The organism is Nocardia brasiliensis IFM 10847 (assembly GCF_000710915.1).
In the GTDB taxonomy this organism is placed as follows: domain Bacteria; phylum Actinomycetota; class Actinomycetes; order Mycobacteriales; family Mycobacteriaceae; genus Nocardia; species Nocardia brasiliensis_A.
The window spans coordinates 1-18,379 of sequence record NZ_BAUA01000093.1 but is presented as its reverse complement, the minus strand read 5'-3'; the positions used below and the strand labels follow the sequence as shown (position 1 = coordinate 18,379).

Below are 18,379 nucleotides of genomic sequence, written 5' to 3'. Positions count from 1 at the left end.
CTGGCTCGGCGTCTGTCCGCCGTGCCGCTGCGAATAGGTCTGGTGATCGCGGTACTGCTGCTGACGACCACCGCGTTGCTCGCCTCAGGCGTGGCGGTGACCTCGGGCCTGAGCCGCTCGTTGACCGAGCGCACCGACGAGCAGTTGCTCGACGCGGCACATTCCTGGGCCGAGCCGCGGCCGATGAAGGTAGTGCTCTCCGATCAGGGTGCGGTGCAATGGATTCCGGCCGACGCGCCGGCGCAACTGCCGGCACCCCGTTCGATCGGCGATCAGCCGCGGCGGTTCTTCGAGTTGCGCAAGGGCGCCGGAGGTCAGGTTTATACGAAGCCCGATGGCGGCGCTACCAATTCCGGTGCGCCGGAGCTGCCGGCCCAGCTCGGCGACACCCCGACGACGGTGGGATCGAGCGGTGGGTCGTCGGTGCGGTGGCGGGTCCTGTCCATCTCGAACGAATACGGATCGACCATCATCGCCTTGCCGCTGACCGACAACCAGGAGACCGTGTCCCGCCTGATCTTCTTCGAACTGGCCATAGGCACAACGGCATTGGTCGCGCTCGGCGTGCTCGGCTACCTGGTGATCCAGCGCAGCCTGCGGCCACTGCGCGCGGTGGAGGACACCGCCGCGGCGATCGCGGGCGGCAACCTGCACCGGCGGGTTCCGGTGCGCAACGTGGACACCGAGGTCGATCATCTGGCGCGCTCGTTGAACGAGATGCTGGCGCAGATCCAGTACGGCGTCGCCGCCACCGAGGCGTCCGAGGAAGCGGCGCGGCGCTCCGAGGCCAGGATGCGCCGCTTCATCGCGGACGCGAGTCACGAGTTGCGCACCCCGCTGACCACGATCCGCGGCTTCGCCGAGCTGTATCGGCAGGGAGCGAGCACGGACGCGACCATGGTGGTCGGCCGGATCGAATCGGAGGCCGAACGGATGGGATTGCTGGTGGAGGACCTGCTGCTGCTGGCCCGGCTCGACGAGAAGCGGCCGCTGGCGCGCCAACCGGTGGATCTGCTCGCGCTCGCGGGCGACGCGGTGCACAGCGCGCAGGCCATGGCCGCCCGCCAGCACCCGCCCGACACACCGCAGCGCCGCATCGGCCTGGTGATCGAACCGGGCGAGGGCACCCTCGATGTGCTGGGCGACGAGCCGCGACTGCGCCAGGTGCTGGCCAATCTGCTCGGCAACGCCCTGACCCACACCCCGCCCGCAGCCGCCGTCGTCGTCCGGCTCACGCCTTGCGTCGACGAAGTGCGTCTCGACGTGATCGATTCCGGGCCCGGGCTTTCGCCCGAGGCGGCCGCGCGGGTGTTCGAGCGCTTCTACCGCACCGACGCCTCCCGGACGCGAGCGAGCGGGGGCACCGGGCTCGGCCTATCGATCGTGCAGGCGCTGGTCGCCGCGCATGGCGGCCGGGTGAACTTGGACAGCAGTCCGGGCGAAGGCGCCACGTTCACCGTTTTCTTGCCGCGCAGCCCGTCGACCTCCTAGATCGGCCCGCGCGCACCGTGTTTCATCGCTGACCGGCGACGAGCACGTCGTCGAGCGGCGGGCTCTGCGGCACCGCGCCCTCCTCGATGAACCACTCCCACCGCATGATCCGGCCCAGCATCCAGGTCGGCATCCGCACCAGCAGTTCGGCGACGGTCGCGAATCCACTCGTGCCCGCGAGCACCGAGCGGTGCGCCGCGAGCGCGGTCCGGCGCTGCCCCGCGAAGCGGCGCACATCGATACGGTGGGTGATCTCGGCGGCCGGACTGTACACGGCATCCAACCGCGCGAGGTTGCTCCGGATGCGGAGTGCGGAGAGCAAACGCGCTATGGGCAGCGCGTTTTCGCGTGGCATGGTGGCTTGCAGAACCCGCACGCCTGTCAATTCCGCCGCCCGGCTGCCCACCTCGCTGACCCGCACGTGATCTCGGTGGCCGTAGCCGCCGTTGCGGTCGTAGCTGAACAGGATCTCGGCCGCTTCTTCGCGCAGGATCGCGGCCAGTCGCGCGGCGGCTTCCTCGGGATCGGCTCGGACGAAGCGGGTTCGGTCCGCCGGGTCCGCGTAGAGCACCGCGCCGTGCCCGCTGTCGGCGTAGCCCAGGTGCACAACCCGCGCGACCCCCAATGCAGCTGCGCTGGCGGACAGTTCGGCCAGCCGCGGTGCGGGTCCGTCGAGCGTGGCCATATGTCCATCGGTCGCCACGACGAGTACGGTGCGGTGCCCCGCCGCGGCCAGCTTCGCCAGTGTGCCTCCGGTGAGCAGTGTTTCGTCATCGGGGTGTGCGTGCAATGCCACGACGGTCGCCATCGGACCAGTCTGGCAGCAGTCGGTCGCGGCGGCGGGTCAGCGCAGGATGAGCAGCAGCAGCGCCTTCTGCAACGTGTCGAAGATGCGGGCGACGGTGATCGCGATATCGACGGTACCCATCATCACAGGCCCCCTTTCCGCAGGGACGAACAAGCCTCGATGTACCAATTCAAGACCTGCCATCGCGAATTAGGAAGGGGTACGGGCGCATCTACCGCGGAATCGGTGCGCTACATGCCGACACATTCGATGATCGGCGCCGGATAGTCGGCGGGATCGATGTTCTCGCGCCACGGTGTGTGGATCGCGGCACCGGAAAGATGGGCGAGTTCGGGCAGCCAACGCCGGACGTAATCACCGTTCTCGTCGTAGCGCTTGGCCTGCCGGAGGGGGTTGAGCACGCGATTGGGCCTGGTGTCGGTGCCGGTACCGGCGACCCACTGCCAGTTGAGCTGGTTATTGGCCAGATCCGCGTCCACCAGCCAATGCAGGAAGTGCGCGGCGCCGACGCGCCAGTCGATGCGCAGCGATTTGGCCAGGAAGCTGGCGGTGATGAGCCTGGCCCGGCCGGGCATCCAGCCTTCGGCCTGCAACTGGCGCATGGGGGCGTCGACGATCGGGAACCCGGTGCGGCCGTCCCGCCACGCCGCGGCGGCCTGCGGATCCTCACGCCACTCGCCCGGGCGGGGCCGATAGTCCGACCACGCGATATCCGGCCTGGCCGCGAGCAATTGGTGATGGAAATCGCGCCAGGACAACTGCCTGGCGAAGGCATGGCCGCCGGGGGTGGACATATCGACCCGGTGCACCAGCTCGACCGGCGAGACGCAACCGAAATGCAGATACGGCGAGAGCCGGGAGGTGGCATCGGCGGCGAGGTCGTCGTTGCGCTCCTCATAGTTCTCGATCGGACCGGACAGCCAGTCCCGCACGATCTTTCGCCCCGTCGTCTCGCCGCCGACGGAAAGGTGCGGGGAAGTCGGGCCCGCACAGAGTGCCTCGGGTTCGGGCAGCGGATCGCTGTGCACCGGCGCCACGGTGAGTTCGCGCGGCTTGCCCAGCGGTTTGCGCTGGTGTGCCTCGGTCCAGCGCCGGAAATACGGTGTGAAGACGGCGAAGTGGTCGCGGCCGGTGGACGGGACGAGCACCTCGGGATCGGCGGCGGTGATCGAGGCGGCGTGGCTGTGCAGCAGACAGCTGCGCTGCGCCAACCGTTCCCGCAGCGCCTGTTCCCGCCTGCGGCTGTACCCGCTGACGTCGGCGGCGATGTGCACGCTGTCGGCATGGACCTCGTCGGCCACCGCGGCCACCTGTTCGACGACGTCGCCGCGCCGCACCACCAACTTGCCGCCGAGCGCGCGCAACTCGGCGTCCAGTTCGCTCAGCGCGGCGGCCAGGAAACGCGCCCTGTTCGGGGCCGCGAACCGACCACCGGCGATCGCCTCGTCGATCACGAAAAGCGGTACCACCGAGGCGCCTTCGCGATGTGCCGCGGTGAGCACCGGGTTGTCGCGCACCCGCAGGTCGCGCGTGAACAAAGCGATGGTGACGGTCATCTGCTCCTCTTCGAGTGCTGAGACGAATGCGGTCCGGCGCCCGGAAGGGTGGCGCCGCGGTGCGACGGGCGGCTCAGGCCTACGACCTCGACGCGACCCTCACGAGCGCCGGTCCGAAGGTCACACTGTGCAGAGCGGAACGATCCCGGTGAAGCCACCGGTGCTCGGCGAGGTCAGGTAAAGGCACGGATCCTGGCCCGCCGCAACGATTCCCGCGCGCACCCCCGACCAGGCCGCGGGGTCGAGCCGAGTGTCGCGCGCAAGGACGAAGCCGGACAGCCGGCTCGGGTCGGTGACGACCGCCCAGGAGTAGTCCGGGGCGAGCGCCGTGACGATGTAGTTGGTGGGTCCGTCGAGCCGATCCTGGGTGGGCACGCCCGGAAAGCTCACGTGCAGTTGCGCATTGGTGGTGCGGTCGTTGACCGTCGCGGTGCCCGCGATCTCGTTGTTCCCGTTCGTCCAGGTGGTGCACGTGTTACGCACCGCGACGTTGCCTTGCGCGTCGAGCGAGTAGTTCGCCTTGGTGTCGCGGGCACAGGCGAGGTTGAAGTACTGCGGGACCGCCGCAAGTTGATGCCAGGTACCGAGGTACCGATTCAGGTCCAGCGACGGCACCGGCGCCGGCGCGGCCTGCGCACTACCCGGCGAAAGAACCGCGGCCGCGAAACCGGCCACAACCATGGAAAGACCTACCGGATACCGCTTGCTTCGAGATGTCACACGAACTCCTCGGTTATCGACGATATCCGCCATCCTATCGCATAACGATGCAAAACCGATTCACTATCCCCGGATCGCGTCGAGGCGGAATCCACCGGCCCACCACCCCGCGACAGGTCGAGGCAGACGGGCCGGTCGACCACGCATTGGGCACCGCGGTCGGGCCGCCGGACACTCGGCGCGACGGCGCGACGGCGGTCGTGGTGAATCAGGCGCGGCGGGACAGGCAGAATGAGGCGATGACCGCCGGTTCCGCTCACGCTTCCGACGCGGCCGGCTACACGGTCCGCGCGGTAGCCGAGCGACTCGGCATCCCGACGGCGACGTTGCGGAGCTGGAACCGGCGCTACAACATCGGGCCGCCGCAACATCGGCCGGGCAAGCACCGCCTCTACACCGAAGCCGACATCGCCCAGCTCGGCCGCATGGTGACGCTCATCCAGGACGGCGCGACCCCGGCGGGTGCGGCCGCGGCGGTGCGCGGTCCGGCCCCGCGACTGGGCGATCGGTATCCGTTGCTCGCCGCGGCCTTCATGCTCGAAACCCGCGCGGTATCGGATCACCTGGAGGCCCACTTCCGCGCCTACGGCGTCGCCGATACCTGGGATCGCCTGTGCCGCCCCGCTTTCGCCGACATCGTCGACCGGCAGGGCGCGGGCGAACGCTGCATCGATGTGGAACACCTGCTCTCCTGGTGCATCACCTCAGTGCTGCATCGCACCAACCCGCCGCCGGTCACACCCGCGCCGACGCCGGTGGTGCTGGCCTGCACCAGCGGGGAAACGCACGCGCTCCCGCTGGAGGTGCTGCGCGCGGCACTGGCCGAACGCGATATCGGCGCCCAAATGCTCGGCGCGGACGTACCCACCGGCGCACTGACCGACAGCCTCGCCAGGCACACCCAGCCCGCCGCCGTGGTGCTCTGGTCCCAGCAGGAATCGACCGCACTGACCTCGGCAATCCGCGCGTGCCACGAGGCCGGCGCCCGGGTGTTCGTCGGCGGCCCCGGCTGGGAAGCCGTAATCCTGCCCGACTCCGCCCACCGCGTGGCCAGCCTGCTCGACGCCGTCGAACAACTGAGCTGACCAGACGCGGGCGCAACGGATTCGCCCTCATTCGGCCCGCACTCCGAGGCAATCCTTGACATGCACTGCGCCCGGCCGACGCCGCGCCGGCTACATCACTGAGTCCTGCAGAGATCACCAGGCAAAACGATGCATAAGCGATGCACGTGAAGTTACCGCCGCAATCGTTGGACAACTGCGGGCAACCCGTGCCGGCCGCGGCACAGCCCGCGTCCACACTGTCCGTTCTGCTCGCTACCGAACGGCTCGGCACGGACTTTCCGGCCACACCGGGGCGGCACGGACGGCAGGACCACGCGGTCGTCCGCATCCGGATCCACCGCGTTCGCCGGTTCCCGCTGCGACACGAATTCAGCTACCGGTAACCGGCCGATCTTCGCCGCCTCGATGACCGGCCGTTGCCATTCGGCCACCATCCGTACCATCCTGCGCGCGACAGTGGCAATACCCTTTGCCGCACTTGTGGTCTCGGTGCGCATTCGCAGGCACGGCGTGCAGCCCCGGCACGCGGCCTGCCGCTCGTCCCCGGCCCGCCTAGCACCTCGAGGAGTATTCGCGGTGAGCATCCGATCCCACATCGCGGCACTCCCCGCGACCGCATGGCCCGATATCGAGCGCGTGCCCGCAGGCACTCGCGCCACGCTCGCCGCGGCGGTGGCGGACAAGCTGTTCCGACGCGCCGTGCGCGCGCTTCCGCTCCTGGTCGAGTACCCGGACGGGAGCACGCTCGGCGGAGGCGGCGCGGACGCGCCCCGACTGGTGCTGCACCGCCCCGGCGATTTCGCCACGCGGCTCGGCGTCGGCGGCCTGATCGGTTTCGGCGAGGCCTATATGGCCGGTGACTGGTCCGCACCCGATCCGGCCGCGACGTTGGCGGTGTTCGCCGCGCATATCGACAGCCTCGTCCCGGCGCCGCTGCGCGTGTTGCGCCGGTTCTACGTGGCCAGACATCCGGCCGCCGAACGCAACAGCGAGTCGAACACCCGCGCCAACATCGCCAGGCACTACGACCTGTCGAACAATCTCTTCGAACTGTTCCTGGATGAGACCCTGACCTACTCCAGCGCGCTGTTCCCCGCCACCGCCCCGCCGCCGCGCTGGGCCGACCTCGCCGCCGCCCAACGCGCCAAGATCGATCGGATCCTCGATTGCGCCGGGGTCGGGCCGGGCACCCGGCTACTCGAAATCGGCACCGGCTGGGGTGAATTGGCGCTGCGCGCGGCTGCCCGCGGCGCATCGGTGCGCTCGGTGACCCTCTCGACCGAGCAGCGCGCGCTCGCGCTGGACCGGATCGCGGCCGCGGGGCTCTCCGAGCGGGTCACCGTCGATCTGCTCGACTACCGCCGGGTGAGCGGCGAATACGACGCGGTGGTGTCGGTGGAGATGATCGAGGCCGTCGGCTACGAGTACCTGGAAACCTTCTTCGAGGCCATCGACCGGGTGCTCGCACCGGACGGACGCGCGGTGATCCAGGCGATCACCATGCCGCACCACCGCATGCGCGCCACCCGCCACACCTACAGCTGGGTGCAGAAGTACATCTTTCCCGGCGGCTTCTTGCCGTCCACCCGGCTGCTCGCCGACGTCGCTGCTCGCCGCACCACACTGGTTGTGCGCGAACAACTCTCGATGGGTGAGCACTACGCGCACACGTTGCGGCTGTGGCAGCAGCGGTTCAACGCCCGCACCGAACGGGTCGCCGAATTGGGCTTCGATCCGATCTTCCGGCGGATGTGGCGGCTGTATCTGGCGCATGCCGAGGCCGGATTCCGCTGCGGCTACCTGGATGTGCACCAGATCCTGCTGACCCGCGACGCCACGACATGACGCGGGGTCGAACTCAGGTACGGCCGAGCAGATGTCGCAGCGTGGTCCCGAGATCAGGTGTGCGGAAACGATGCCCGGCTCGCTCCAGCGCAGCGGGCAGCACGCGCTGACTCGCGGCGGCGAGTTCGCGCGCACCCTGCTCACCGAGCAGCAGCGCCGGACCGAACTCGGGTACCGGGAGCAACGCGGGCCGGTGCAGTACCGCCGCCAGCACGTGGGTGTATTCACTGTTGCGCACCGGCTGTGGCGCAACAGCATTCACGGGCCCGGACAGGGTGTCGTCCCAGAGGGCGCGATGGTAGATGTCCACCAGATCGTCGATGCCGATCCAGGACAGCCACTGTTCACCGTCGCCGATCCGGCCGCCGAGACCGGTCGCGAACAGGGGCCGCAGCAGCCGCAGCGTACCGCCGCGCGGCGACTGCACGATCCCGGTGCGCACGGTGACGACGCGGACGCCGCCGTCGGTCGCGGCACGTGTGGCCGCCTCCCAGTTCTCGACCACGTCGGCGAGGAAACCACCACCGCGCGAGGCTGTTTCGGTCAATCGCTCGTCTGCGCGGTCGTAGCCGTAGTAGCCGATCGCGGACGCGCTGACGAAGGCCGCGACGCCGGCCCGAGCCGCCAGTGCCGCCAGCCGCTCGGTCGGCCCGATGCGGCTTTCGACGATGGCCTTCTTGTGCTCGTCGGTGAACCGGCCCGCGATGGAGGCGCCCGCCAGGTGGATCACCGCGTCCACACCGTCGAGCAGATCCGGTGCGGGGTCGTCCGGGTCCCATTGCCTTTCACCCGGCCCGGGCGCGTGCCGGACCAAACGCACCACAGCATGTCCGCCGGTGGACAAGAAGGCGGTGAGGGCCGTACCGACCAGGCCGGAGGCACCGGTCACCGCGATCGTGCGGGCCGTGAATCCCGCGCGCGCCGCCTCGGCGTGCGCGGCCAGGTCGTCGGTCAGCTGCCGGTAGCGGTAGTCGAACATCGGCCGCAGCGCGAAGGCCGGCACCGGTGTCGCGACGCGGTCCACCACCCTGGTGTGCGTCTCGTCGACGGCCTCGAAATCGTGGGTGTGCCGCCAGCGCAGCAGCAGACCCGCCGGCCAGGACGCGATCCCGGCGACGGCGATCCGGTCGACGAACCGCTGCGGCGGGTCGTAGCCGTCCGGGTCGTGCCGAGCCACCCAGCGCAATCCGCCCGGCAAGCCGAGCACGGCCTGGCCGCTCGCCAGTGAATCGGCCTCGGTCAGCACCGAAGCCGGCTGCCACGGCGGTGCCAGCCGGGCGAACGCGCCTGGTCGGGCATGCCACGCGAAGACTTCGGAGCGGGGTGCCGCGACAACGGTCGAACACTCGATGCCCATGCCTCGACTCTAACGAGGTCCCGCCGCATTGCAACGTTCATGCATCGTTGATCCAATTGGAACTTGTTCTACCATGGATCGAGTCAATGCCGACATCGGAGGAATTGCCATGCCGTTGGAACCCGCGGCCGCGGAGCTGTTGACGGCCGTGCAGGCGTCACCGCGCGCGGTGGCCGCGCACGACAAGTCGGGGTGGGTCGCGCTCTTCGCGGACGACGCCGAGGTCAACGATCCGGTCGGGTCGAGTCCGCATGTCGGCGGGCCCGCGATCGAACGGTTCTACGACACCTTCATCGGGCCGAATTCCATTGTCTTCCTTGTCGATCGCGATATTGTGCAGCCGCCGACGGTGGTCCGCGATCTGACCATCCAGACCACGATGGCGACCGGCGCCCGGGTGTCGGTGCCGATGCACCTGCGCTACCGGCTCACCGAGCAGCATGGCGAGTGGAAGATCGCGCATCTCGCCGCGCACTGGGAATTCGGACCGATGATCGTGCAACTCTTGCGCACCGGGCCGCGCGGAGTGGGCGCGGGACTGCAACTCGGTCCGCAACTGATCACCAACCAGGGCGTGACCGGAGCGCTCGGCATGATGCGGGCACTCGGCGGTGTCGGCAGCGCGGGCAAACGCACGGCGGCACGCCTTTTCGCTGCCGCCGGCAGCACCGATATCGCCCGCGTCCGCGGCCTGCTCGGCCACTACGCCGTCGTCGAACTACCGGCGGGCACACCGGTTTCGCTCGAGGAGTTCACGAACCGGGCGCGAAACATGCGGTGGAGCAAGCTGATCGCGGCGGGCCGCACCGTCAGCGCGAGTGTCCGGATCGGCGAGGCCCGCGGTGTCGTGTTCGTCGACTTCACCGCGGGCTCACCGCATATCGCGGCCGTGCGCTTCTTCCTCGATCAGCACTGACCCGCGTTCAGGCGAGCTGAATCGACTTCTCCGGTTGCGCGGCAACAGGTTCGGCGGCAGCGGGGAACTCGGTCCAGCCGGGCGGCCCGAAGATGTAACCGAGGCGACCACGCCAGCTACGAGCGCCGCGGACATCGCGGACCAGCCCGGCCAGCTCGTGGTAGTTGACCTTCAGCGGATTGTCGGTGCCGATGTTCTTGGTGAGGCCGTAGCGGATCGGCTCGGACTCGGCGGCGAAACTGCCGAACATGCGGTCCCAGATGATGAGGATGCCGCCGTAGTTCTTGTCGATGTAGGGCTGGTTGGAGCCGTGATGGATGCGGTGGTGCGCGGGGGTGTTGAACAGGAACTCGATCGGGCGCGGCAGGGTCTTGATGCGCTGGGTGTGGATCGGGAACTGGTAGAGCAGGCCGATGCTCTGCAGCACGAAGATCATCCAGGCCGGAAAACCGAGCAACGCCGCAGGCACCCAAGCCAATCCGCGCAACAGGGTGGCCGCGGGGTGCAGCCACGGCAGGCGAATCGCCGTGGAGAGATTGAAGTACTCGCTGGAGTGGTGCACGCTGTGCGCGGTCCACATGATCCGGACCCGGTGATCGGCACGGTGCGCCCAGTAGTAGCAGAAGTCGGTGACCACCAGGCCGAGCACCCAGACCCACCAGGACTTCGGGGACAGGTGCAGCGGCGTGATCGCGGCCGCGCCGACCACGGCCGAGAACGGCAGCACGTACTGCATCAGCGGCTTCACCAGCCTGCCGAGCGTGAACGTCGCCACGTTGGACACGGTGTCGCGGCCCGCCCCGGCGTTCTCGGCGCGGTCGGGATCACGGCGATACGCGATCCACTCCACCGCCATCAATATCGCGAATGCCGGAATGGCATAGCTGAGCAACTCCACAGAATTCACGACGCCACCTCGCCGACCCGCGGCCGCACTCGACGCTCGATCATGAGATCTCCTTCACCGTCTGCTGACGCTTTCCGACGGTACGGGCGCTGGCCTGCGTAAACATCGCGCCGACGAGGGAGCCGAGATCCCTCCCGCGGGGGACGCGACGTGTCCGTTTCGCGGGCACAGTTGCGTAGGCACAGCGGTGGGCCTGGCTACGATCGGACGCTGGATCAACACGAAGGCGGTGGCGAACTGTTGGATGTGAGCAGGTCACTCGCCCGCCAGTCGGTCATTGTCGCCGTAGCGGCCGCGGTGGTCGACGCGACGGTGCTCGGATTCGGCGGCGTGTTCGCGGTCGCGCCGTGGCAGACCGCCGCCGCGGTCACCTGCATCGTCGCGGCCGATCTCGCCCTGGCCGCGCCGCCGCGCACGGCGGGGGTGGTCGCGCTGGCCCACGTCGTGGTGCGGTTGCTCGCCACGATGCTGCTCATCCATCACGGATTCGGACCGCGCTTCGCCGATGTCGGCTTCCTGGTCGCCGGGTATCGGGCGGGGGCCTGGCTGGCCGGTTCGACTTCGGTGCTCACCATGCTCACCCTGTGCGCGGGCGTCACCGCGGCGCGCCTGCTGGCGCGGGGTGGCGCCTCCGTCGATTGGCTGCTGCTACTCGCCGGAACGATATCGGCCGGGTGTGTGCCCTGGCTGGTCGGCCGGTACACGGCTGCGCGCGGCGCGTATATCGCCGATCTGGAGCAGCGCGCGAAACTGCGTCAGCAGGAACATCAGGTCGCGCTGGAACGCGTGGTGACCGAGGAACGCGCCGCCATCGCGCGCGACCTGCACGACGTGATCTCCCATCACGTCAGCGCCATCGGAATTCACGCGGGCGCGGCCCGAATGGCGTTGGCGGGCACCACGAATACGGCCGCGACCCGCTCGCTGACGGCGGTGGAGTCGAGCAGCCGCGCGGCGATGGAGGACCTGCGCCGCCAACTGGATCTGCTGCACGGGCGCGACGACGACGGCCAACGGCAACCGGGACTGGCCGATGTCGACCGGCTCGTCGAGCACGTCCGCGCGGCCGGATTGACCGTCGCGGTGAGCGTGACCGGTCCTGTTGTCGCACTCCCGGATTCGCTCGACATCACGCTCTACCGCATCGTGCAGGAGATGCTGACCAACGCGCTGCGCCACGGCGACGGGGCGCATGCGCGACTGGAGGTGACCTACCGTCCCAAACGCGTCACCATCCGGGCAAGCAACCCGATGCCGCACCCGCCCGCGACTTCCGACAACGCGGTGCCTCGCGGCCTCGGTGGGATGCGCAGGCGCGCGGAGCTTTTCGACGGCAAGCTGGACTACGGCCCGGACCAGGACGGAACACACTGGCACACCGAGGTTTCCGTGGCGATCGGAGGAACGTGAACACCCGGATCCGCGTGTTGATCGCCGACGACCACAGCATGTTCCGCTCGGGCCTGCGCGCCGTGGTCGACAGCCAGGACGACCTCGACTGTGTCGCCGAGGTGAGCGACGGCCGCACCGCCATCGCCGAAACCGCCAGGCTGCGACCGGATGTCGCGATTCTCGACGTCCGGATGCCCAAGCTGGACGGCCTCGCCGCGACCGAGGCCATCGTGGCGGCGGGCGGCACCTACGTCTTGGTGCTCACCACCTACGACAGCGACGCCAACCTCTACCGGGCGCTACAGGCGGGCGCGAGCGGGTTTCTCTTGAAGAGTCTGCCACCGGAAGAACTCATCGCGGCCGTCCGCATCGCCGCCCGCGGCGACGCGCTGATCGATCCTTCGATGACCAAGCGCCTGGTCGCGCGGTTCGCGCACAGCATCGCTCCCCCGCAGACCCCGCCGGAGGTGGCGCAACTGACGGCGCGCGAGCTGGAGGTGCTGCTCTTGCTCGCCGACGCGCGCAGCAATGCCGAGATCGCGAGCACGCTCGGGGTCGGCGACGAGACGGTCAAGACGCACGTCTCGCGGGTGCTGGCCAAGCTCGGGGTGCGTGACCGCATCCACGCGGTGGTCTACGCCCATCAGCACGGCCTGGTCCCGCGGCACCCACGCTGACTGTCTTTCCGGCACGCCCGTCCGAGATCTCCACGAATCGGGCCGGTGGACAGTACGGTTTAGCAGACTGCTTGGTCTACTTCGACGGATGGAGCCGCAATGCGCTGTGTTCGCGCCCGGATTGTCGCCACGGTCATCGGTGCCGCATTGCTCCTGCCCGGAGCCGGTGTCGCGTTCGCCCAGGACCGGGGCACCACCGACGCGACCACCCGCAAAGCCTTGATCGAGCAGGCGCAGCAACGAACCGACAGTGCTCAGGCCCGGGAGCGAGCGGTCCGTCCCGGCGGAGCCGCGGCGGCGCCGAAGACGAAACCCGGCCTGCACAGTGACACCGCGACGACCACCGTCGAAGCGGCGCGCGCCGCGGCGGACGCCGCCAAGGCCGCCTACACCGCCATCCTCGCCGCCGAGAAGGCCACCGACAGCCTCCTCGGCGTGCTCGAAGCCGAGCGAGCGGTACGCGCGGCGGAGCGGGCCGCCGCCGCACCCGATGATGTCGAACTGGCGCGAGCCGCCACGGCCGCGGAATTCACCGCGGCCGCGGCGACCGGACTTCGGCGGCGCTAAGCGCCCGGCGGCGGTGCACCCGCCGTCGTCGCGGGATCGATCACACCGAACGCCTCGCCCTGCGGACCCTGCAACACACTCATCCGCCCGAACTGGCTGTCATCGGGGCCCATCAGGACCGTGGCACCCAATTCGGTCGCCTTGGCCAGGGTCGCGTCGGTGTTGTCGACCTGGAACCAGGTCAGCCAGAACGACGGAGCGTCACCGGGCGTCTTGCTCGCGTCATTGACCCCACCGACCGGATCGCCTTCCGGCGTCAGGCCGAAGGTGGAGTAGACGAAGTTGCCGTCGCCGATTTCGGTGTAGTGCCAACCGAATACGGCCGCGTAGAACTCCTGCGACTGCTTGTAATGGTCGGTGTGCAGCTCGTTCCAGCAGTAGGCGCCGTCCTCGTTGCAGATCTCGGCCCCTTTGTGCGCCTTGGCTTCCCACACCGCGAAGACCGCGCCCACCGGATCCGCCGCCACGCACATCCGGCCGACATCGAGCACGTCGAACGGCGGCATGATCACCGAACCGCCTGCCGCGATGACTTTTTCGGCGATCTCATCGGCACTGTCCGCGGCGAAGTAGGTGGTCCACACCGAGGGCATCGCCATGCCCGCCGGCTTGGGTCCGATACCCGCGGCTGGCCTGCCGTGACGTAGCGCCATCAGATATCCGCCCGCGTCCGGCGGGCTGTCCAAGACCTCCCAGCCGAACAGATCGCCATAGAATTCGCGGGCGGCTGCGGTGTCGTCGACCTGACTGTCGACCCAACACGGCGTTCCCTGCGGCCAGCTTCCTTCATGAGTGGGCATGTCCGTGGCCTCCTTGACCTCGGGTTGCTGCGACGTGGCCGGGGCGGCCCGGCGCACGGCAAGTCAATCACCAGACCGCCCCGCCGGGCAGTGGAATCCGCTGTTGTGCACCCCTTGTGGAAGTGCAAACCGCACAAAACCCAGATATGACGCGGATTAGTTGCCGCAAGGGGGGTTGATCAGGAGTATGGCGGCATGACAACTGCTTCCGATGTCGGGCGCGAGCGGCTGCGTCTCGACGAACTACCGGTTCGTCCCATCCATCGCAAACTGGTTGTCCTCGTCGGCGCAGGGTTGTTCTTCGACCTCTACGAGCTGTTCCTCGCGGGGACCATCACCGGCGTACTGAAGCAAGAACTGCACCTGTCCACCTTCCAGCTCAGCGGCATCGTCGGGTCGGCGTTCGCGGGACAGTTCCTGGGCGCGCTGGTGATCGGCCGATTGTCCGATGTGTTCGGCCGGCGCCGGATGTTCATGGTCAACATCGCGCTGTATTCCGGCTTCACCCTGCTCGGCGCGTTCAGTCCGAATGTCGCCTTCCTGATGGCTACCCGGTTCCTGGCCGGGCTCGGCATCGGCGCGGAGATGACGGTCTCCGATACCTATTTGTCCGAAGTCGTTCCGCCACAGGTGCGTGGCCGCATGATCGCCACGGCCTACACCATCGGCTTCTGCGCCGTGCCCACAGTCGGATTCCTCGCCAAATGGCTGGTTCCGTTGCAGCCCTTCGGGGTCGACGGTTGGCGCTGGCTGTTCGTGATCGGCGGGCTCGGCGCCGCGGTGGTCGTCGTCGCGCGGCGAAACATGCCCGAATCGCCGCGCTGGCTGGCCCGACAGGAACAGAAGGAGGGCGCGCTGCCCTTCGGCGCGATCCTGCGGCCGCCGTATCGCGCGCGCACCACGCTGTTCTCCGCGGTGATGATCCTGCAGGTGTTCGGGTACTACGGTTTCGGCACGCTGGCCGTACTCGTGTTGGACCGCAAGGGATTCGAGGTGGTGACCTCGCTGAGCTATCTGGCCATCACCTACCTCGGCTATCCGCTGGGTTCACTGCTCGCCATTCCGCTGATGGAGCGATTCGAACGAAAACATCTGGTGATGGGCACCGCCACCCTGATGGCGGTGTTCGGGTTGGTCTTCGGCTTCGCCACCAGCGTGCCGCTGATCCTGCTCTCCGGCGCGCTGTTCACCGTCACCAGCAACGTCTTCTCCGACGCCATCCACGCCTACCTGCCCGAATCGTTCCCCACCGCGGTGCGCGGCACCGCATCCGGCGCGACCTACTCGCTGTCCAAGGTCAGCACGGCACTGCTGCCTTTCCTGCTGCTGCCGTTGCTCGATCGCCCCGGCGGGCCCGGCCTGGTCTTCTCGGTGATCACCGTGGCGCTGCTCGCGATGGTCACCTTGGTCGGGGTGTGGGGGCCGCTCACCGGCAGGCACGCGTTGGACGATTAGCGCCGATCACTGTGCGAGAGTAGGGATTCGGCGAAGCCACTGCGGCGCGTCCAGTTCGGCGGTGATGAACCGGGCCAGGTCGGTGAGCGAGAGTTGCCGACCGCCACTGGGGTTTTCGCCGTCCTGGACGCGGCAGGTGCCGGTCGGCGGAGCATCGGTGAGGCGGGCGGGGCGCACGAAAGTCCAGTCGAGGCCGCTGTCCCGGACGATCGTTTCCATCAGGCGCATGTCGCCGTAGAGCTCACGCATCAACGTTTTCGCCACAAGGCGATACCAGAGCGGGTGGTTCGGATCGTCACGGCGGACACAGCGGGAAGGGGTGCGGGAGCAGGGCGGAGCGGGCCGCCGGCCGGGCTACGCGTCACGAGGGCGGCGGTCTCCGGTGCGGATTCATCCGCGACAGGGTGTGCTGGACGGCAGGCCAAGCGACAGATAGGGGCGGACTTCACAGAGCGTGCATACGGTTCACAGGGGTTGTATGCCCTGTGAACCGTATAGACGGTAAGTGGAACCCATCGACTCCGCTCTGGAGGACGCCCGATCCGGCCCCGCATCACTCGTGTGGAGGCAGCATCCCCTCGAACAGATTGCGCTGTTCGTCGGACAACGGGGGTGTCGAGTTGCGCGGCAGGCCCAAGTCGGTGCTGCCGTGTCGAGTCACCGGCGGGTCGTTGCGGGGGCTGCTCAGGACCGCTTCCAGGCCCCACAGCCCGTACATCAGGGCTTCCATCGAATCCTCGCCCAGGCCGAACCCGTCGAACGGTTCGCTGCCGCGTCCCAGTCCACCGATCCGCCACACGCAACGCCAATAACCGTTGGCGTCGTCGTAGACGGGTTGATCGACTTCGACCGTCACAGGCACCCCGTTGCGGTCATCGAATGTGCGGCTACCGATCAGGGCAGAGTGTGCGGATCCAGCGCTGGTCACGAGCACCGATCCTATGCAACTGCCCCCGGTCACGGGCTCCCACTCAGCTCAGCACCCCGCCGACATCAGAAAGGTCGCGTATGCGACGTGACTCGCGAACAGAATCGCGGTCATCGGCCAGGCGAGACTGCGGCTGCTCTTGCTCAGAGCACACGGATCACTATGCGCGGCCGATACTCGGACATCGTCAAGGAAATGCCGCTCGCGGTGGCCGGATTCAGCACGTTTGACCAGAAGCACCCGAGAGTCCGCTGCTCCGACTTTTGCAATTCGAGATCGTGCGCGGCACCACGCAGGTGGCGCCGCTGCTCCGCGTACGACTTCCCGCACCCTTCCACGGTCTCGCAGGGAAGGGGTGCAGGGTGGAGGTCCTGGCGGGCGGACCAACGGCGGGCGTGTCCAGCGGCGCTGCGGGTCAGTTCAGTCGTTCGGTCAGGTGGATGGTGACCTCGTCGCCGTCGGTCTTGCCGATGCGGCGGCGGATCTCGGCGGCGACGGGGAGTTTGTGGGTGCCGTCGCCGAGGGCCATGAAGGAGGAGGCGAAGGGGACACCGTCCACGGTTCCTTTGACCTTGACCAGGCCTCGGGTGCCGAAGATCGTTGCGGAGTCGGGAAGTTGCACGCAGGTCCAGGTGTCGCCTTCGCGGACTTTTCCGAGGACGGCGGTGAAGGTGACGTCGAGGGTTCCGGCAGCCATGGGAGGCCTCCTGTCGAGGAGTGGGGATCAGAGGAACAGTCCGAGGACGACGCCGCTGACGATGAGTTTGAGGACCCAGTCGGTCATGTGCACGAGGGCCGTCGGGATCGGCACGTTCTCGTGCACGATCGCCCCGGCGAGGATGGTCACCGGCAGGATCGCCACGATCGCGCCCAGCGCCGCCCCGGCTGCGACACCATGTCGATCGCCGATCATCAGCAATATCGCGAGCACCGCCGCCGCCAGCAGACCACGCAGGAGCACGAACACCATCTGCACCGGCAGGCCGATGCCGGGCCGCGGGGTGCTCGTCCGGGACACCAGCGCCGCGACCGGAGGCGCGGCGTACAACACCGCACTGATGACGAACGAGACGACCGCCGCGACGGCGATACCTGCGACTACCATGGCGAACTCCTTAAGTACGATGCGGTATTAAATTTAGATTGGGATCTTAGTACTGTCAAGTACTAAAGTGGAGCGCATGAGCTCTGCAGATGGACGCCGCGGCCGGCCGCCGGGGAAGTCCGGCACCGAACTACTGGCCGTCGCCCGCGCGGTGTTCCTGGAGCGCGGCTTCGCCGGGTCGACCATGGACGAGGTCGCCGCGCGTGCGGGGATATCCAAAACGTCGCTCTATCGAGAACATCCGTCGAAGGCGGGCCTGTTCGCCGCAGTGGTCGAGCAGTGGGCGCGTGCGGGTCGCGATGCGATGCGCCCCGCGCTGGAGCGGCTCGAGGCCGCCGAGAATGTCCGCGCGGGACTCATCGACTGGGCGCGCGGACTTCGGGCGGGCGTGCTCGCTGCGCCCGTGGTGGAGATGCGCCGTCTGGTGACCGCCGAGGCCGCGCGCCACCCCGAGGTCGGCGCCACCTATCTGCACCAGAGCTGGGTTCGCAACATCGGCAACCTCGCCACGACCCTGCAGAAATTGGACAGCCGCGGCGCGCTGCGGATTCCGGACCCCGATATCGCCGCGGAACAGCTGACCTGGTTGGTCGTGGGCGCACCCCTGAACTCCCGGATGCTGGACGCCACCGCGTCCGCGCACGACACCGTCGAGCCGGCGATCGACCTGTTCCTGGCCGCTTACGGTCGGGATTGACGATCCGAGGGCTGCCGAGCCGACGCACACCACAAGACCCGGACAAAAAACGAGGGCGGTCCCGAACTATTCGTTCGAGACCGCCCTCATG

Annotated in this window: 19 protein-coding genes; 9 read left to right on the top strand and 10 right to left on the bottom strand. The window is 68.4% G+C overall.

What is annotated here, in order from left to right; translation table 11 throughout:
- On the top strand, nt 1-1,491 hold a 1,491-nt coding region (locus NBRGI_RS20565; protein ID WP_029898731.1), incomplete at its 5' end, for a sensor histidine kinase.
- A 22-nt stretch (nt 1,492-1,513) separates the two neighbouring features.
- Here the strand turns inward: NBRGI_RS20565 and NBRGI_RS20560 are convergent.
- The 3 genes from NBRGI_RS20560 to NBRGI_RS20545 all read right to left on the bottom strand — a co-directional run bounded on the left by NBRGI_RS20560 (nt 1,514) and on the right by NBRGI_RS20545 (nt 4,536).
- Nucleotides 1,514-2,299, bottom strand: a complete 786-nt coding sequence (locus NBRGI_RS20560) for a PIG-L deacetylase family protein (RefSeq protein ID WP_029898729.1) — start codon at nt 2,297-2,299, stop codon at nt 1,514-1,516.
- 230 nt (nt 2,300-2,529) lie between these two features.
- On the bottom strand, nt 2,530-3,855 hold the full coding sequence (locus NBRGI_RS20550) for a cryptochrome/photolyase family protein (protein ID WP_029898727.1): 1,326 nt from the start codon (nt 3,853-3,855) through the stop codon (nt 2,530-2,532).
- A 120-nt stretch (nt 3,856-3,975) separates the two neighbouring features.
- A complete protein-coding gene (locus NBRGI_RS20545; RefSeq protein ID WP_029898726.1) occupies nt 3,976-4,536 on the bottom strand; it encodes a lipocalin family protein in 561 nt (186 codons plus the stop codon).
- A 278-nt stretch (nt 4,537-4,814) separates the two neighbouring features.
- Between NBRGI_RS20545 and NBRGI_RS20540 the strand changes: the two genes are divergently transcribed.
- Nucleotides 4,815-5,660 carry a MerR family transcriptional regulator gene (locus tag NBRGI_RS20540; RefSeq protein ID WP_029898724.1) on the top strand — a complete coding sequence of 282 codons (846 nt, stop codon included), beginning with the start codon at nt 4,815-4,817 and terminating at the stop codon, nt 5,658-5,660.
- A 558-nt stretch (nt 5,661-6,218) separates the two neighbouring features.
- On the top strand, nt 6,219-7,487 hold the full coding sequence (locus NBRGI_RS20530) for an SAM-dependent methyltransferase (RefSeq protein ID WP_029898721.1): 1,269 nt from the start codon (nt 6,219-6,221) through the stop codon (nt 7,485-7,487).
- A gap of 13 nt (nt 7,488-7,500) precedes the next feature.
- Here NBRGI_RS20530 and NBRGI_RS20525 read toward each other — a convergent pair whose 3' ends face one another.
- Complete coding sequence (locus NBRGI_RS20525; RefSeq protein ID WP_029898720.1) at nt 7,501-8,844, bottom strand: TIGR01777 family oxidoreductase; 1,344 nt, start codon at nt 8,842-8,844, stop codon at nt 7,501-7,503.
- Nucleotides 8,845-8,953: 109 nt separating this feature from the next.
- On the opposite strand from NBRGI_RS20525, the gene NBRGI_RS20520 reads away from it, so the two are divergent.
- Nucleotides 8,954-9,760, top strand: a complete 807-nt coding sequence (locus tag NBRGI_RS20520; protein WP_029898719.1) for a nuclear transport factor 2 family protein — start codon at nt 8,954-8,956, stop codon at nt 9,758-9,760.
- A 7-nt stretch (nt 9,761-9,767) separates the two neighbouring features.
- On the opposite strand, the gene NBRGI_RS20515 is transcribed toward NBRGI_RS20520, so the two are convergent.
- Nucleotides 9,768-10,667, bottom strand: coding sequence for a sterol desaturase family protein (locus NBRGI_RS20515; RefSeq protein ID WP_357871445.1), 900 nt, complete (start codon nt 10,665-10,667; stop codon nt 9,768-9,770).
- A gap of 246 nt (nt 10,668-10,913) precedes the next feature.
- Here NBRGI_RS20515 and NBRGI_RS20510 point away from each other — a divergent pair, with 246 nt between their 5' ends.
- The 3 genes from NBRGI_RS20510 (at nt 10,914) to NBRGI_RS20500 (ending at nt 13,303) form a co-directional block, all read left to right on the top strand.
- The gene (locus tag NBRGI_RS20510; protein ID WP_235211031.1) at nt 10,914-12,077 is read left to right on the top strand and encodes a sensor histidine kinase; all 1,164 of its coding nucleotides are present in this window, start codon (nt 10,914-10,916) and stop codon (nt 12,075-12,077) included.
- Nucleotides 12,074-12,736, top strand: coding sequence for a response regulator (locus NBRGI_RS20505; RefSeq protein ID WP_029898714.1), 663 nt, complete (start codon nt 12,074-12,076; stop codon nt 12,734-12,736). The genes NBRGI_RS20510 and NBRGI_RS20505 overlap by 4 nt, the downstream gene beginning before the upstream one ends.
- A 99-nt stretch (nt 12,737-12,835) precedes the next feature.
- Nucleotides 12,836-13,303, top strand: a complete 468-nt coding sequence (locus tag NBRGI_RS20500) for a hypothetical protein (RefSeq protein ID WP_029898711.1) — start codon at nt 12,836-12,838, stop codon at nt 13,301-13,303.
- On the opposite strand, the gene NBRGI_RS20495 is transcribed toward NBRGI_RS20500, so the two are convergent.
- The gene (locus NBRGI_RS20495) at nt 13,300-14,103 is read right to left on the bottom strand and encodes a VOC family protein (protein WP_036560063.1); all 804 of its coding nucleotides are present in this window, start codon (nt 14,101-14,103) and stop codon (nt 13,300-13,302) included. The genes NBRGI_RS20500 and NBRGI_RS20495 overlap by 4 nt on opposite strands.
- 195 nt (nt 14,104-14,298) lie before the next feature.
- Between NBRGI_RS20495 and NBRGI_RS20490 the strand changes: the two genes are divergently transcribed.
- Entirely contained in the window at nt 14,299-15,558 is a 1,260-nt protein-coding gene (locus NBRGI_RS20490) for an MFS transporter (RefSeq protein WP_029898709.1), read from the top strand.
- Nucleotides 15,559-15,564: 6 nt separating this feature from the next.
- Here the strand turns inward: NBRGI_RS20490 and NBRGI_RS20485 are convergent, their stop codons facing one another.
- From NBRGI_RS20485 to NBRGI_RS20470, 4 genes are all read right to left on the bottom strand, one after another.
- A complete protein-coding gene (locus NBRGI_RS20485; protein ID WP_235211030.1) occupies nt 15,565-15,822 on the bottom strand; it encodes an NAD(P)-dependent oxidoreductase in 258 nt (85 codons plus the stop codon).
- A gap of 289 nt (nt 15,823-16,111) precedes the next feature.
- Complete coding sequence (locus NBRGI_RS20480; protein WP_441920630.1) at nt 16,112-16,486, bottom strand: DUF6968 family protein; 375 nt, start codon at nt 16,484-16,486, stop codon at nt 16,112-16,114.
- A gap of 415 nt (nt 16,487-16,901) precedes the next feature.
- Complete coding sequence (locus NBRGI_RS20475; protein ID WP_029898706.1) at nt 16,902-17,183, bottom strand: DUF1905 domain-containing protein; 282 nt, start codon at nt 17,181-17,183, stop codon at nt 16,902-16,904.
- A gap of 27 nt (nt 17,184-17,210) precedes the next feature.
- Complete coding sequence (locus NBRGI_RS20470; RefSeq protein ID WP_029898700.1) at nt 17,211-17,591, bottom strand: DUF1761 family protein; 381 nt, start codon at nt 17,589-17,591, stop codon at nt 17,211-17,213.
- A gap of 76 nt (nt 17,592-17,667) precedes the next feature.
- Here NBRGI_RS20470 and NBRGI_RS20465 point away from each other — a divergent pair, with 76 nt between their 5' ends.
- Nucleotides 17,668-18,288, top strand: a complete 621-nt coding sequence (locus NBRGI_RS20465) for a TetR/AcrR family transcriptional regulator (RefSeq protein ID WP_029898699.1) — start codon at nt 17,668-17,670, stop codon at nt 18,286-18,288.
- The last annotated feature ends 91 nt before the right edge of the window (nt 18,289-18,379 follow it).

Excerpts from the sequence above, each read along its gene's own strand:
- NBRGI_RS20540 (WP_029898724.1), top strand. The coding sequence starts at position 4,815 with ATGACCGCCGGTTCCGCTCACGCTTCCGACGCGGCCGGCTACACGGTC.
- NBRGI_RS20560 (WP_029898729.1), bottom strand. The coding sequence starts at position 2,299 with ATGGCGACCGTCGTGGCATTGCACGCACACCCCGATGACGAAACACTG.
- NBRGI_RS20475 (WP_029898706.1), bottom strand. The coding sequence starts at position 17,183 with ATGGCTGCCGGAACCCTCGACGTCACCTTCACCGCCGTCCTCGGAAAA.
- NBRGI_RS20470 (WP_029898700.1), bottom strand. The coding sequence starts at position 17,591 with ATGGTAGTCGCAGGTATCGCCGTCGCGGCGGTCGTCTCGTTCGTCATC.
- NBRGI_RS20520 (WP_029898719.1), top strand. The coding sequence starts at position 8,954 with ATGCCGTTGGAACCCGCGGCCGCGGAGCTGTTGACGGCCGTGCAGGCG.
- NBRGI_RS20490 (WP_029898709.1), top strand. The coding sequence starts at position 14,299 with ATGACAACTGCTTCCGATGTCGGGCGCGAGCGGCTGCGTCTCGACGAA.
- NBRGI_RS20550 (WP_029898727.1), bottom strand. The coding sequence starts at position 3,855 with ATGACCGTCACCATCGCTTTGTTCACGCGCGACCTGCGGGTGCGCGAC.
- NBRGI_RS20525 (WP_029898720.1), bottom strand. The coding sequence starts at position 8,844 with ATGGGCATCGAGTGTTCGACCGTTGTCGCGGCACCCCGCTCCGAAGTC.
- NBRGI_RS20465 (WP_029898699.1), top strand. The coding sequence starts at position 17,668 with ATGAGCTCTGCAGATGGACGCCGCGGCCGGCCGCCGGGGAAGTCCGGC.
- NBRGI_RS20545 (WP_029898726.1), bottom strand. The coding sequence starts at position 4,536 with ATGGTTGTGGCCGGTTTCGCGGCCGCGGTTCTTTCGCCGGGTAGTGCG.
- NBRGI_RS20500 (WP_029898711.1), top strand. The coding sequence starts at position 12,836 with ATGCGCTGTGTTCGCGCCCGGATTGTCGCCACGGTCATCGGTGCCGCA.
- NBRGI_RS20495 (WP_036560063.1), bottom strand. The coding sequence starts at position 14,103 with ATGCCCACTCATGAAGGAAGCTGGCCGCAGGGAACGCCGTGTTGGGTC.